Origin of the sequence: Sphingomonas fucosidasi, assembly GCF_036663855.1 — a bacterium.
Classification (GTDB): Bacteria; Pseudomonadota; Alphaproteobacteria; order Sphingomonadales; family Sphingomonadaceae; genus Sphingomonas; species Sphingomonas faeni_B.
The window spans coordinates 361,215-375,027 of sequence record NZ_JAXOJR010000001.1 but is presented as its reverse complement, the minus strand read 5'-3'; the positions used below and the strand labels follow the sequence as shown (position 1 = coordinate 375,027).

The window sequence follows — 13,813 nt, the reverse complement described above, 5'->3', positions numbered from 1 at the left end:
GATCATGCCGCCATCTTGTCCAGCAACCTGGTCTGCGCCCCGACCAGTCGGCGCATCAGCTTCAGGTCCGCCTCGCTAAGCCGCAACGCCGCATCGGCCCACAGGTCGACGACCGCCTGAAGTTCGGACAACGGCAGTGGATTGACCGACCGCGAGGCTTCGTAGATCGCGCAATGGCCGCTATGGCGCCGCCGGTTCTGACGGATATAGCTCTCGACCTCTGCGCGTCCCTTGCCGGGATCGGCGAGCGCGTGGACGATGCCGAGATCGTACAGGTCCTCGGCACTATAGGAGCGCCCGCTGAGGATCATGTGTTCCGCCCGGGCCGCGCCGAGCCTGCGGGACAGGAAGCAGTGCGCGCCCATCCCCGGAAACAGGCCGAAATTGGTCTCGGGCAACCCGAATTGCGTGCCGCGTTCGGCAATGACGACGTTGAACGACAGCAGCGCTTCGAAGCCACCGCCGAGCGCATCGCCTTCGACCAGCCCGATCGTGATGATCGGTCGGTCCAGGCTGCGCATGTTACGGTGCAGGATCTCGACGCAGGCGCGACCATACCGAACCAGCGCGCCACGATCGCCCTTGCGGATATGCGCCGCGAACAGGTCCAGATCGCCGCCCAGCGAAAAGACGCCGGGAAACCGCGACCCCAGCACGACATAACGGATCGGCATCGATCCCGAAGACTGCGCGGCGACGATGTCGTCCTGCCACTGTCGAAATTCCGCCAACAACCCCGGATTGAAACTGGGTCGGCTGCGCTGGCACATATAGGTCCATAGGGTGTCGGTGGCGGGATCGAACTGCGACTCCAGATCGATCGCCTCGAACGGTCGCCGCGGGGTGGTCCGCAATTCGACGGGCCGGTGGGACGTTTCGTCTCGGTCGGTCGACACTGAGGGGGAATATTCGAGAGTCATTACGACGTCCTTCTGCACACGCAGCAACAGTGCTGCCGCAGAAGTCTAGTTTGATCTTGACGCAGGACCGATCACGCTATGCCGCGACCCGGAAAAAATGTCGCTGGGGACTCTAGTCGCCGACGCGCGCGGCACGCTGGTTTAGGACGATCCGCATGGCACCCTTGGGCGTCGTACCGGTGACGGTGGCCTGCCCGACAAAGCCGCTACCGTCATACGTGCCGTCCCGCGCGATATGCATCGGCTCGCCGCGCTTTTGCGGGCAGGTGAGCGCCTGGGTGTAACGACCGCCGGCAATCCGCTGGCTATCGACTCGGCACCGTGCCTTTGGATCGGGGACCAGCAACGCCTCGACACCCTGCGCCGCCGGCAAGCGCTTATGCTCGGCCTTCGATTTGCCGCGCATCATCCGCACGATAAAGCCTGGCGCGCCGGGAATGGAGATGTCGGCAACGGTGGAGGTCACATCCCATCGCCCGGCCGCGAGCATGGGACCGTTCGCGGTCGCAACGGACGGCGCCAAAGCGAGCGCGAGCACGATAGATCTGGGAACATGAAATAAGGACATGTCCCTGTTTATAGGGCGATCTTTCAGGATGCCAGTCCGGATCATACCGGTTATCGTCGCGCTGGCGCCGGCAAGCCGCGAAAATGCTCCAGACCGGGCCAGACCGACGCCGGTTCGCGGTCTGTTGCCGATGCCGACAGGTCGCGGTCCTGTTATCGGCCCCCTGCCTGCGCTACGCAGCCGGAAACCGGGTGCGCGGAATGGATCGCAGGGAATGACGTGCCGCTTCTGACGCCCGACCACCGCGCCGACCGTCCTAGTTCGACGACGCCGAACGCCACGCTGGTGCTGTTCAGCGCAGGAGATTTCGCGTTCAATCTCTATTGGCAGGCAATCAGCCTGTATCTGTTGTTCTTCTACATGGACGCGCTGGCGTTGGCGCCGGCCACCGCCGGGCTGATCTTCATGCTCGGGGCGATCTGGGATGGTGCCGCCGATTTTCTTGCAGGGGCTGCGGCGGAGCGGATGCGGCTTTCGTATCGTCGGCTGGTTGGATGGGGTGCGTTGCCGCTGGGCGTGGCGTTCGTGGCGATGTTCGCAGTGCCGGCGGGAGCGGCGCAGTGGGCGCTGGCAACGCAGATCGTGTTCAGGACGATCTATGCGTTCACCAACATTCCATACGCGGCGTGGACGACGCGCGTGGCGCAGACCAGTCGGGAACGGTCGCTGATCGCGGGGTGGCGTATGGGCTTCGGCGCGGCCGCCGCGGCGTTGGTGGCGATCGCGCTGCCCAGGCTGGTGACGGCGACTGGCGGCTACGGCCCCGCAACGGCGTTGCTCGCCGCGGTCGGCATACCCTTGCTCGCGATACTGGCGTGGCGCGTTCCCGAACCGATTGCCCCTGCCCGGTCTGGCGATCGTCCCGCTATCCGCGCAGGCCTCGCAGCACTCGCGCGCAATCGGGCGTTCGTCGCGCTCAACATCGCCGCCGCGCTGGGCGGCGCGGCGACCGCGCTGACCACCCAATCGGTGCTGTATTTCTTTCGCTACGTCCTGCTCGACACGCCCGGTGGCCCCCGTGCGCTGGCAGGCATGGCCCTTGCCAGCCTTGTCGCGGTACCGGTCTGGACGGCGCTTGCCCGTGCTCGTGGCGCCCGCGCGGCCTGGATCGGTGCGGGCGCGCTGGCGCTGGTGTTGCCCGCCGGGTTTGCTCTCGCGATTGCCCCTGGGACCGTGGCAACCACCGCATTCCTGCTGGCGATGCAGGCGACGTTCGTCGGGTTTGCGCTGGCGGCGTGGACGCTGTTGCCGGACGCGGTCGACTGGGGCGAAGCGCAGAGCGGCACGCGCGTCGAGGCGCTCGCCTTCGGCACTTTCGCGCTGGTGCAGAAGGTCGCGCTGGCCGGGGCCGGGTTCGCGATCGGCGCGGTGTATCAGGCGAACGGCTTCGTCGCCGGGGCCGCCCAGGGCGCCGACAGCCTGTACGCGATCCGCTGGCTGATGCTGGCGGGGCCGGCTCTGCTGATCGCGGCGATGCTGGCGGCGGTGGTCGCCATCCCGCTTCGCCGCGATACGCTGGAAACCGTCAGGCGAGCGTGAACTCGCCCGAGACGCCTTCGGCCTGCGCCGAGGGAGCGATCCAGATCTGGAACCGGCCGGGCTCGACGGTCGGCTTGAGGTCGCGACCGACGTACATCAGGTCGGCCTTGCGCAGCGTGAACGTCACGACCTGACGCTCGCCGGGCTTGAGCGCGATCTTCCGGAACGCCTTCAGTTCGCGCACCGGCCGGGTGATGCTGGCGGCGAGATCGCGGATGTAGAGCTGGACGGTTTCCTCCGCGGCATGCTTGCCGGTGTTGGCGATCGTCGCGCGCACGGTGAGCGTGTCGTCGCCCGTCATCTGGCCGGTGCCGAGATCGAGTCCGGCATAATCGATCGCGCCATAGGTCAGGCCGTGGCCGAACGGGAACAGCGCGTCGTTGGCGAACTCGCGGTAATGCGCCTTGTATTCGGCGAGCGGCCCCGGCGGGTTGGGACGGCCGGTGCTCTTGTGATCGTAATGATAGGGCTCTTGGCCCGTCGCGTGCGGAAACGACACCGGCAGGCGCGCGGAGGGACCGATCCTGCCGAACAGCACATCCGCGATCGCCGGTCCATCCTGCGACCCGAGGAACCAGGTCACGAGGATCGCGGAAGCGTCTAGCACGGCGCCACGCAACGCCAGCGCGCGACCGGTGCGGAGCAGGACTACGATCGGCTTCCCGGTCGCCGCGACCGCCTCGACCAGCGCCATCTGCGCAGGCGGAATGACGATATCGACGCGCGACTGCGCCTCGCCCGACATGCGCTGGCTCTCGCCGACCGCCAACACGACGATATCGGCAGCCTGCGCGGCCGCGACGGCCGCCGAAATTCCGCCGGCCAGCGGTTCGTCGACACCCGAGCCGAGCGCGACACTGACGAGCGACGGATCGGCGACGGTCGCACGGACGCCGGTCGCTAGGTCGACCGCCTCCGCGTCGGTACCATAGACGTTCCAAGGGCCGATCAGGTCGTGCTGCCCTGCCGCGAACGGACCGATCAACGCGATCCGCTTGCCTGCGCGTGGCAATGGCAGGAGATCGCCGTCGTTCTTGAGCAGGACGATCGACTTCGCACCAGCCTCGCGCGCGAGCGCCAGGTTTTCGCGCGTGCGGATGCGGGTCTTCTCGCGGCGGGGGTCGATCCGGCGGAACGGATCGTCGAACAGCCCGAGTTGCACTTTCAGCGCGAGCACGCGGCGCACCGCCTCGTCGAGCCGCGCCATCGCGACCTCGCCCGCCGCGACCAGATCGGGCAGGTGTTTGAGGTAGAACCCGCTCTGCATGCTCATGTCGACGCCGGCCATGAAGGCGAGCTTGGTCGCCTCGCGTGCGTCGGCGGCGAAGCCGTGCGCGATCAGCTCCTCGTCCCCGGTGTAATCGGACACGACCAGCCCGCCGAAACCCCATTCGCGGCGCAGCACGTCGGTGAGCAGCCAGGGGTTGGCAGTGGCGGGGACGCCGTTGATCTCGTTGAACGAGGCCATGACGGTCGGTGAGCCCGCCGCGAAGGCCGACTGGAACGGCGGGAAATACGTTTCGCGCAGCGTGCGTTCGGAGATGTCGACCGAGTTGTAGTCGAGCCCCGCCTCGGCCGCGCCATAGGCCGCGAAATGCTTGGCGCAGGACGCGACCGCATCGGGGGCCGCGAGACCGCGCTCGCCCTGGAAGCCTCGCACGCGGGCGGCCGCCATCAGCCGGCCGAGCAGGACGTCCTCGCCCGCACCCTCGACGCCGCGACCCCAGCGCGCGTCATGGGCGATGTCGACCATCGGCGCGAAGGTCCAGTCGATCCCCGACGCAGCAGCCTCCGCCCCCGCCGCCCGCGCGGTGCGCCGGGCGAGTTCCGGATCGAAGCTCGCAGCCTCGGCCAGCGGTACCGGGAACACGGTCCGCAACCCGTGGATGACGTCGGCCGCGAACAGCAGCGGAATCTTCAGCCGCGATTCGCGCATCGCAGTCGTCTGCATCCGCTTGGCCATGACCGCGCCGTTACCGTTGAAAACACCGCCGAGCAGGCCGCCGCGCACCTCCGCCAATTGTCCGTCGAAGCTGGACGAACCACCCGCCGGGTTGAGCGAGGTCGCCGCGCCGCCTGCCCAGGCCGCGGCCATCAGCGTCAGCTGGCCGGCTTTTTCGACGACCGTCATCCGTCCGATCAGCGCCTCGACCGAGGCGGGCAATGCCGCCATGCCGCCACTCGCCTGCTGGAGCAGTGCGCGCGCGGGACTCGCCGTCCAGGCCGTCACCGCGGCCGCGCCCATCATCATCGCCCGTCGTGAAATCATCCGTTCCGAAACTGCCGCCGTCATCCACTCACCCCTGTCCATGCCTGTCGCGATCACCCGGAAGGACGATCGTCGCAAGGTTCTTGATCCCTGCTTCTGGATCATGTAACCGGTTACATCAAGAACAAGATGCTGATCGCGACACGCAGATCGGCGCCAGAGAGGGTCCTGACGCTTCATGCCGCATGCTACTGTCCGTGATATCGCCCGCGAAGCCGCGGTGTCGGTGGCGACGGTGTCGCGCGCACTGAACGGACACAGCAACGTGCGCCCCGAAGTGCGGGAGCACATCGAGAGCGTCGCGTTGCGGCTTGGTTATGTCCCCCACGCCGCGGCGCGCCATCTGAGCTCGGCGAAGTCGGGGATGATCGGCGTCGTGGTGCCCGACCTGCACGGCGAGTTCTTTTCCGAACTGTTGCGCGGGATGGACCGCGAGGCATCCGAGCGCGGCCTGTATTGCATGATGATGGTGATGCACGGCGATGCGCAGCGCGGCGTCGCGGCACTGCACGCGATGCGCGGTCGGGTCGACGGTTTGGTGGTGATGGCGCCACAGGTGTCGGCGGACGAACTGCTGGTGCATCTACCGCGCGGCATGCCCGCGGTCTTGGTGAACTGCGCGCCGGGACAATCGGGTCGCACCGAATTGCGCATCGACAATGTTGCCGGAGCGTCGGCATTGGTCGAGCATCTGATCGCGACCGGCCGGCGGCGGCTAGTCCACGTCGCCGGGCCTGCGGGCAACATCGATGCCGACGAGCGCCTGCGCGGCGCGCAGGACGCGTGCGCCCGCGCCGGCGTGTCGCTGCGCGTGCTGCCCGGCGACTTCAAGGAACCGTCCGGCGCCGCCGCCGCCATGACCCTGATCGACGAGGGTGCGGCGTTCGACGCGATCTTCGCCGCCAACGACATGATGGCGATCGGCGCGATGATGGTGCTCAAGCGCGCCGGCGTCGCGGTGCCCGATCAGGTCGCGATCTGCGGCTTCGACGACATCCCCCTCACCCGCCTCATCTCGCCGTCGCTGACCTCGGCGAGCATCGACATCGCGAGCTTCGGCGCCAGTGCGGTCGCGCGGCTAGTGAACGCGATCGCGGGCGACGACGACGGCGGCGTCGAGCAGCGCGTGCCGATCGTGATGGTGCGCGAGTCCACCGGCCCGGCGCGAGCCGTCCAGCCCGGCCAAAATCTTTCCAACGTCCACAACAACAAACCCGAACAATCGGGAAAAGGGGAACTAGAATGACCAAGATGATGTTGCGCGCGGCGGTCGTCTCGCTGACCGCGCTGTCGAGCGGGCTGCTGTTTGCGCCGACGCCGGCAGTCGCACAGGTCGGCCAGGCATCGCTGCGCGGCACGATCACCGCACCCGCCGACAATCCGGTCGTCGAGGTCACCGCGATCGAGATTTCCACGGGCTTGCGGCGCACCGTGCCGGCCGAAGCTGGCGGCGCGTACAACTTCGCGTCGCTGCGCGCGGGCACCTATCGGCTCGAGATCAAGCAGAAAAACGGCACGCGCAACTCGGACGCGTTCACGCTGCGCGTCGGCCAGTCGGCCGGGCTCGACTTGGATCTCGCTGCGACGGGTACGCCAGCCCCTGCCCCTGCTCCTGCGGCGGGCGATGCGGCCGGTGAGACCACGTCCGGCGACACGCCCGCCGCTGGGACGGCGGAAACCGGCGCCACAGCCGGCGATGAGATCGTCGTCACGGGCAACCGCATCCGCTCGCTGTCGGGCGGGCAGGTCGGCAGCGTCATCTCGTCGCGCCTGATCGAGCAGTTGCCGCAGAACAACCGCAACTTCCTCGCCTTCGCCGATCTGGCACCGGGCGTGCGGTTCATCGAGGACGCCAGCGGCGCGTCGCGCATCCAGGGCGGCGGCCAGGACAGCCGCACCGTCAACGTGTTCATCGATGGCGTCAGCCAGAAGGACTATGTCCTGAAGAACGGCATCACCGGCCAGGATTCGTCGCCCGGCAACCCGTTCCCACAGCTCGGCATCGGCGAGTATCAGGTGCTCTCGTCGAACTACAAGGCGGAGTTCGACCAGGTCAGCTCGGTCGCGATCACCGCGGTGACCAAGTCGGGCACGAACCAGTTCCACGGCGAAGGCTTTTTCGACTTCACCAACCAGAACCTGCGCGATCGTCGGCCGAGCGAGATCTTTCCGACCACGATTCCCAAGGTCGACACCAGCAACAAGCAGTTCGGTGCGGCGCTCGGTGGCCCGATCATCAAGGACAAGGCGCACTTCTTCTTCACCTATGAAGGCAAGCGCATCTCCAGCCCGTACGATGTGCGACCCGAGAATGGCTACCCGATCTCGTCGATCCCGGCCCAGTACCAGGATAACTTCGGCACCTTTGCGCAGAACTTCAAGGAAGACCTCTACTTCGGCAAGATCGATATCGTGCCGACCGACAACGACCTGATCGAACTGTCGGGCAAGTATCGCAACGAATCTGGCCTCCAGAACGCGACCGGCATTAATGCCGCCAGCACGTCGACGCTGAACAAGGTGGTCGACAAGCGCGGCCTGCTGCGGTGGCAGCATACCGGCAACCAGTGGATCAACGACGCGCGCGTGTCGTATGAGGACGTGGTCTTCTCGCCGACCCCCGCGACCGACGGCATCACGCAGTTCTTCCAGGCGACGCAGCGGATCGGCAACGGCACGCAGCGCACCGACCTGCTCCGCGCCGGCGCCGGCGGTAACTTCCAGACCAAGGGCCAGAAGGGCTGGACCGTCCAGGACGACTTCACCTTCACCGGCCTTCAGGGCCACACGATCAAGGTCGGTGCCAAGGGCAAATGGGTGAAGCTCAACACGCTCGAGCAGAACCTGACCAACCCGCAATACACTTATGACGTCAATGCGATCCCCGGCGTCGCGTTCAATGATACGCTGCCCTATCAGCTCCAGTTCGGAGCGCCGGTCGGTTCGGGCAACCCCGGCGTCCGGTCGAAAAATTTCCAGATCGGCTTCTACGCACAGGACGATTGGGACGTCACCAGCCACCTGACGCTCAACCTTGGCCTGCGCTGGGATTACGAGCGGACCCCGGCGTATCTGGACTATGTCACCTCGGCGGAGAACATCACGGCGGTATCGCCCGCCAACTATCCCAACCTCGTCAACGCCGATTACGACATCAACGACTATATCTCGACCGGCAACAACCGGAAGGCGTTCAAGGGCGCGTGGCAGCCGCGGCTCGGCTTCACCTATCGCTTCGACGACGCAGGGCGGTTCTCGATGTTCGGTGGCTATGGCCGGTCGTATGACCGCAACCAGTTCGACTTCCTCCAACAGGAGGTCAGCCAGGGCGCATACCAGGTCCGCACGTTCAACTTCATCGGCAACGATTCGCTCAACCCGTGCGTGCCGAGCCAGACCTGTATCGCGTGGGACCCGTCCTACCTGACCGAGGCCGGACGCCAGCAGCTGGCCAATTCGGCGACCGGCGGCGGGCGCGCGATCGTCATGATGAACAACGACCTGAAGCTGCCCTATTCGGACCAGTTCAGCCTCGGCCTGCGCGGACGCTTCTCGCCGGTCGAGCTCGAGGTGGGCTTCACGCATATCGAGAGCAACGACGGGTTCGCGTTCCTGCTCGGCAATCGCCGCCCGGACGGGAGCTTCTTCTTCAACGATCCCGCCAGCGTGTCGGACGTACCCCAGTCGCCCTTCTCGTTCTCGCCCAATGGCTATGGCTCGATCATCCTCGGCACCAATGGCCTCAAGACCAATTCCGACGCGGTCTATTTCAAGCTGACCAAGACCTATTCGGCGGCCTCGCCGTGGAGCATCGACGCGACTTACACCTACACGCAGGCGGACGAGAACCGGCAGTTCGGCGAGACCTATTCGCTCGATTACGCGCAGCTCTCGAATTATCCGACGCTCCGCTCGTCGGGCGTGCCGCGCCACCGGTTCGTGATCGCGGGCAGCGTCGACACGCCGATCGGCGTGACGATCTCGAGCAAGTTCCAGATCGAATCGCCGATCTATCTGAAGTCGTTCATCGACAATTCGGATCCGTTCTCGCGGACGCTGGTCGGGCGGGAGGCGGATGGCCTCGGCGATCTCTGGGGACGCCGACAGCTGGATTTCGCGTTCACCAAATATGTCCCGCTCGGTTTCATCACCGACCAGACCAGGATCCGCATGCGGCTCGATATCCTGAACGTGATGAACGATCGCAACTACACGGACTTCAACAACAGTCCGCTCGATCCGAACTATGGCAGGCGTTCGACCTACAGCACGGGCGGCAACGCGCCGCGTACCATCAAGCTGTCGGCCGGCTTCTCGTTCTAATAAACTCCGTTTTGCGGGATGCGGCCAAGCCGTGTCCCGCATCGTCTCAGCGTATCAGTACCCGAAGGACATCATGATCGATCGCAGGCACATGCTGGGTACCAGCGCACTTGGCCTGGCTGGACTGATGGCCGGTTGCGCCGTCCCGCCCCTTCCCCGGCCCGGCACCGCGGATCCTGCCGGCGGAGCGGACCTCACCGCCAATACGGGCACCTCGACGGGGCGGCCGATGCCGACCCCGTTGATCGCCAATCTGCACGAACGCAGTTTCTATTATTTCTGGGACACCACCGATCCGGCGACCGGCCTCACCCCCGATCGCGGGCCGACACCGTCCTTCGCGTCGATCGCCGCGGTCGGGTTCGCGCTCACCGCCTATCCGATCGGGGTCGAGAATGGCTGGATCACGCGGGATCAGGCGCGCACCCGGACCCTGACGACGCTGCAATTCTTCGCCGCGGCGCCGCAGGGCGACAGCCAGAACGACGACAGCGGCTTTCACGGCCTGTTCTATCACTTCCTCGGCACCACCAAGGGCCACCGCTTCGCCCGTGCCGAACTGTCGACGGTCGACACGGCGCTGCTGATGGGCGGCGTGTTGTTCTCCCAGAGCTGGTTCGACTCCGACCACCCCGACGAGGTGCGGATCCGCGCGCTGGCGGAGCAGCTATATGCCGCGGTCGACTGGGCCTGGATCGTGCCGCGCCCGCCGTTCATGGCGATGGGCTGGCATCCCGAAAGCGGGTTCATCCCGCACGACTGGAACATCTACAACGAGGCGATGCTGCTCTACATCCTGGCGATCGGCTCGCCCACGCACGCGCTGCCGCCGCAGACCTGGGATGCCTGGACCAGCCGCTTCGGCGCGCAGTGGACCGATCGCTGGGGCGGCGAGCCGTATATTCATTTCGGGCCGATGTTCGTCCACCAGTACAGCCATTGCTGGATCGACTTCCGCGACATCCGCGACCGCTACATCGCGACCAAAGGCATCGATTATTTCGAGAACAGCCGCCGTGCGGTGCGGGCGCAGCGCGCCTATGCGATCGCCAATCCGGGCGGGTGGACGGGCTATGGCGCCGATGTCTGGGGGCTGACCGCGAGCGACGGGCCAGGCGACTTCACCGCCACTATCGGCGGTCGCAAGCGCGAGCTCTTCAGCTATTCCGCGCGGGGCCCCGGTGACCGCGACGACGGCACGATCGCACCGACCGCGGCCGCCGCGTCGTTCGCGTTCGAGCCGGAGCTCTCACGCCAGGCGATCGAGGCGATGCACGAACGCTATGGCGCCAACATCTATGGCAAATACGGCTTTCTCGACGCGTTCAATCCGACGCTGACCGCCACGACGCAGCCGTTGAAGCACGGTCGTATCATTCCCGGCGCAGGGTGGGTCGACGACGATTATATCGGCATCGATCAGGGGCCGATCGTGGTGATGATGGAGAACTGGCGCACCGGGCTGGTCTGGAAAACGATGAAGCGCAACCCGCACATCCGCCGCGGCCTGCAACGTGCTGGTTTCACGGGAGGTTGGTTGGCCTGATTCTAGGGCATCCGCTCCCAACCCAGCCTTCAGGTGCCGACAGCAGCAAGCGCCAGCGTCTTGAGTTCGATCGATGGATCCGCGAGCACCGCCGGATCGACAGGGATCGATCCGGCGACCAGCGCACGACCCTGCACGTAATCCCGTACCCGGTTGACGCAGTCCAGCGCGATAACCCGTCCGTGCTTGAGATAGACGAGCGAGAAGCTGCGACTTTCCGGATCGCCGCGCAGCACCGCGTCGTCGTACCCCGAGGACAGACCGACGGTCTGGAGCTTCAGATCATATTGATTGGACCAGAACCAGGGCACCGCATGATAGGGCTCGGGCGTACCGGTCAGCAATTTCGCGACGGTGGTCGCCTGGTCATTGGCGTTCTGCACCGATTCCAGGCGGATCACGTGCCCCTCGGCAAACGCGTTGACATGCGCGGCACAGTCGCCGATCGCGAAGATATCGGCCAGCGTCGTGCGGCACTGATCGTCGACATGCACGCCATTGCCGCCCTCGGCCCCGGCAGCGAGCAGGGGGGCGACCGCGGGTATGATGCCGATCCCGACGATGACCATCTGACACGGCACGACGGAGCCGTCGGTGAGCCGGACGCCGCAAGCCCTACCGGCGGCTACGTCTATGCCCGCCACTTCCACGCCGGTGCGCAGGTCGACGCCGTGCGCGCGATGTTCTGCCTCGTAGAACCGTGACAACACCTCGCCCGTGACGCGCGCGAGCACGCGGTCCTGCGCCTCGAGAACCGTGACATGCTTGCCGAGCTTGGTGAGCACGGCCGCGGCCTCGAGCCCGATATAGCCACCACCGATCACGACGACTCGGTCGACCATCGGCATTTCCGCGATCATCCGATCGACATCGGCGCGCGTGCGAACGCTATGCACGCCGGTCGTGTCATAGCCGGTGCAGGCCAACCGCCGCGGCACGCCTCCCGCCGCCCAGATCAACTGGCCGTATCGGAGTGTGAGCCCCTCGGCGGTGACCACGTGATGCGCCTCGGGATCGACCGCAACGACCATATGCCCCGGCAGGAGCGTGATCATGCGGTCGGCCCAGAACGCCGCGGGACGCAGCAGGATACGCTCGAACGGCTTGTCGCCGGCCAAATAGTCTTTCGACAGGGGCGGACGTTCATAGGGCAGCGAAGGCTCGTCGCCGAGCAGCGCGATCGTCCCCTCGAACCCGCGTTGGCGCAGCGCGATCGCCGCCTGCGCTCCGGCATGGCCCGCGCCGACGATCAGGACGTCGTAGCGATCAGAATGGGACATGATCGATCCTAGCAATGGCATCTCGGCCCCAGCCTGGCGGCACAGGCTCTGGTGGCGGTCGATGCGATGGGGCCTCGTCAGGCTGGCTATTGCCAAGCCTTGCGATCGTCAACGGAGCGTCGCGCGGATCGGCCACCGCATCACACCGCATCACACCGCACGAACCGCCGAAGATGCCACCGCCGACCATGCCGGGCATCACTCAGACAGGCAGACCGGGCCCTGCTCGCCGACGGCTTCGGCGAGGATCCCGGCAATCTGTCCGACGCGCGGGCCGCTGTGGCGGTCTCCTTTTCGCAGGACGGCCTTGGGTTCGAGATCGAGTTGTCGGACGATGAAGTTACGGGATTCCGGCAAGGTGCGAAGCCAATAGGAAAAGCGCCGGTAATAGCTGAACTCGTCATAGGCCGTCGCCTTGTGCGCCATGCCCCCGGATGCCACCTCGAGGATGCCGGTGCTCGGGCCCATCGCGAACAGCAGCCCGCGAAACGTCAGTTCCTCGGACAGCGTACCGCGCAGCATGGCGCCCGCCGCCAGCTCGACATAGGAAAGCTTCACCCCCTTGCGTTCCAGGACGCCGGCCACCGCACCGAAACTTGTCGCGGGAATATAGCGGAAGCGGGCTTCGCAAACGGTGTTGGTCGTATTGACCCAAGGCCGGTCCCGGACGACCTGCCGCAGGAACGCGCCGATCTCGTCGGCATAACAGGCGGCACCGAGCGGCGTGGTGTGCGTACCGTCGCGAAGAAAATCCGCCAGCCGCCCCTCCGCCTTGGCCTGGACCATGCGGTCGGTCAGATCGAGCAAGGGCAGATCTTCTTTATCTGCGATCGCACGAATCGATCGGACGAGCCGATCGGTTCGATAGTCGACCGGGCCACGGAACAGGTTGACGAAACACGGAACCGCACCGCCCTGCCGAACCTGCGCGACGATCTCTGCCAACGCGGTGTCATAGCGCCCGGGATCGGCCTCGGCATAGCGCAGGCAGGTGGCGATCTCGAACAGGACGTAGTCGTACCGGTCGTAGCGTAGCAGTCGGCCCAGATAGGGCACTACGGCGATGGCGGCACCGCCGACCGCCTTTCTGTCGACCGCGATCTCTCCGGCTAGCGCCCGTTTTACCAGCGGAACGAAGCCTGCGGTTTCTTCGGTAACGCTGAACCCGAACACCAGAACACGCGTCATTGCACTTCCCCCGCTCGCCCCGGTCCAGCCGATCATGTCGGGGTGATTATTGTAGAGACAGTGTCCTTGGTGATCTCACAAGTGCATTCCGCGGTCGCCCATGATCGGCATTCGTCCACAGTATTTCATCGTTGGAGGAAAAAGGGCGCGTATCAAATAAACTTCCACAAAACCGGCGCC

General features: G+C 66.0%; 9 protein-coding genes. 4 read left to right on the top strand and 5 right to left on the bottom strand.

Annotation, left to right across the window (positions count from 1 at the left end):
* Window positions 1–2: 2 nt before the first annotated feature.
* Together U1737_RS01735 and U1737_RS01730 are read right to left on the bottom strand one after the other, a co-directional pair.
* A complete protein-coding gene (locus U1737_RS01735; RefSeq protein WP_332795354.1) occupies window positions 3–920 on the bottom strand; it encodes a crotonase/enoyl-CoA hydratase family protein in 918 nt (305 codons plus the stop codon).
* 112 nt (window positions 921–1,032) lie between these two features.
* A complete protein-coding gene (locus tag U1737_RS01730) occupies window positions 1,033–1,410 on the bottom strand; it encodes a DUF3617 domain-containing protein (RefSeq protein WP_332795631.1) in 378 nt (125 codons plus the stop codon).
* A 297-nt stretch (window positions 1,411–1,707) separates the two neighbouring features.
* On the opposite strand from U1737_RS01730, the gene U1737_RS01725 reads away from it, so the two are divergent.
* Window positions 1,708–3,027, top strand: a complete 1,320-nt coding sequence (locus tag U1737_RS01725; RefSeq protein ID WP_332795353.1) for an MFS transporter — start codon at window positions 1,708–1,710, stop codon at window positions 3,025–3,027.
* Here the strand turns inward: U1737_RS01725 and U1737_RS01720 are convergent.
* Entirely contained in the window at window positions 3,014–5,320 is a 2,307-nt protein-coding gene (locus U1737_RS01720; RefSeq protein WP_332795352.1) for a glycoside hydrolase family 3 N-terminal domain-containing protein, read from the bottom strand. The two genes, U1737_RS01725 and U1737_RS01720, sit on opposite strands and share 14 nt — an antisense overlap.
* Window positions 5,321–5,474: 154 nt before the next feature.
* On the opposite strand from U1737_RS01720, the gene U1737_RS01715 reads away from it, so the two are divergent.
* The 3 genes from U1737_RS01715 (at window position 5,475) to U1737_RS01705 (ending at window position 11,165) form a co-directional block, all read left to right on the top strand.
* Window positions 5,475–6,542 (top strand): LacI family DNA-binding transcriptional regulator, encoded by a 1,068-nt coding sequence (locus U1737_RS01715; RefSeq protein ID WP_248520906.1) that lies wholly within the window; start codon window positions 5,475–5,477, stop codon window positions 6,540–6,542.
* Entirely contained in the window at window positions 6,539–9,619 is a 3,081-nt protein-coding gene (locus tag U1737_RS01710) for a TonB-dependent receptor (RefSeq protein ID WP_332795351.1), read from the top strand. Before U1737_RS01715 ends, U1737_RS01710 begins: the two co-directional genes overlap by 4 nt.
* 73 nt (window positions 9,620–9,692) lie before the next feature.
* A complete protein-coding gene (locus U1737_RS01705) occupies window positions 9,693–11,165 on the top strand; it encodes a glucoamylase family protein (RefSeq protein ID WP_332795350.1) in 1,473 nt (490 codons plus the stop codon).
* Between the two features lie 29 nt (window positions 11,166–11,194).
* Here U1737_RS01705 and U1737_RS01700 read toward each other — a convergent pair whose 3' ends face one another.
* Together U1737_RS01700 and U1737_RS01695 are read right to left on the bottom strand one after the other, a co-directional pair.
* Window positions 11,195–12,445, bottom strand: coding sequence for an NAD(P)/FAD-dependent oxidoreductase (locus U1737_RS01700; RefSeq protein ID WP_332795349.1), 1,251 nt, complete (start codon window positions 12,443–12,445; stop codon window positions 11,195–11,197).
* A 198-nt stretch (window positions 12,446–12,643) separates the two neighbouring features.
* Window positions 12,644–13,633: an SGNH/GDSL hydrolase family protein gene (locus U1737_RS01695; RefSeq protein WP_248520910.1), complete on the bottom strand. Its 990-nt coding sequence runs from the start codon at window positions 13,631–13,633 to the stop codon at window positions 12,644–12,646.
* Window positions 13,634–13,813 lie beyond the last annotated feature (180 nt).

Excerpts from the sequence above, each read along its gene's own strand:
- U1737_RS01730 (WP_332795631.1), bottom strand. The coding sequence starts at position 1,410 with ATGCTCGCGGCCGGGCGATGGGATGTGACCTCCACCGTTGCCGACATC.
- U1737_RS01710 (WP_332795351.1), top strand. The coding sequence starts at position 6,539 with ATGACCAAGATGATGTTGCGCGCGGCGGTCGTCTCGCTGACCGCGCTG.
- U1737_RS01695 (WP_248520910.1), bottom strand. The coding sequence starts at position 13,633 with ATGACGCGTGTTCTGGTGTTCGGGTTCAGCGTTACCGAAGAAACCGCA.
- U1737_RS01715 (WP_248520906.1), top strand. The coding sequence starts at position 5,475 with ATGCCGCATGCTACTGTCCGTGATATCGCCCGCGAAGCCGCGGTGTCG.
- U1737_RS01720 (WP_332795352.1), bottom strand. The coding sequence starts at position 5,320 with ATGACGGCGGCAGTTTCGGAACGGATGATTTCACGACGGGCGATGATG.
- U1737_RS01705 (WP_332795350.1), top strand. The coding sequence starts at position 9,693 with ATGATCGATCGCAGGCACATGCTGGGTACCAGCGCACTTGGCCTGGCT.
- U1737_RS01735 (WP_332795354.1), bottom strand. The coding sequence starts at position 920 with ATGACTCTCGAATATTCCCCCTCAGTGTCGACCGACCGAGACGAAACG.
- U1737_RS01700 (WP_332795349.1), bottom strand. The coding sequence starts at position 12,445 with ATGTCCCATTCTGATCGCTACGACGTCCTGATCGTCGGCGCGGGCCAT.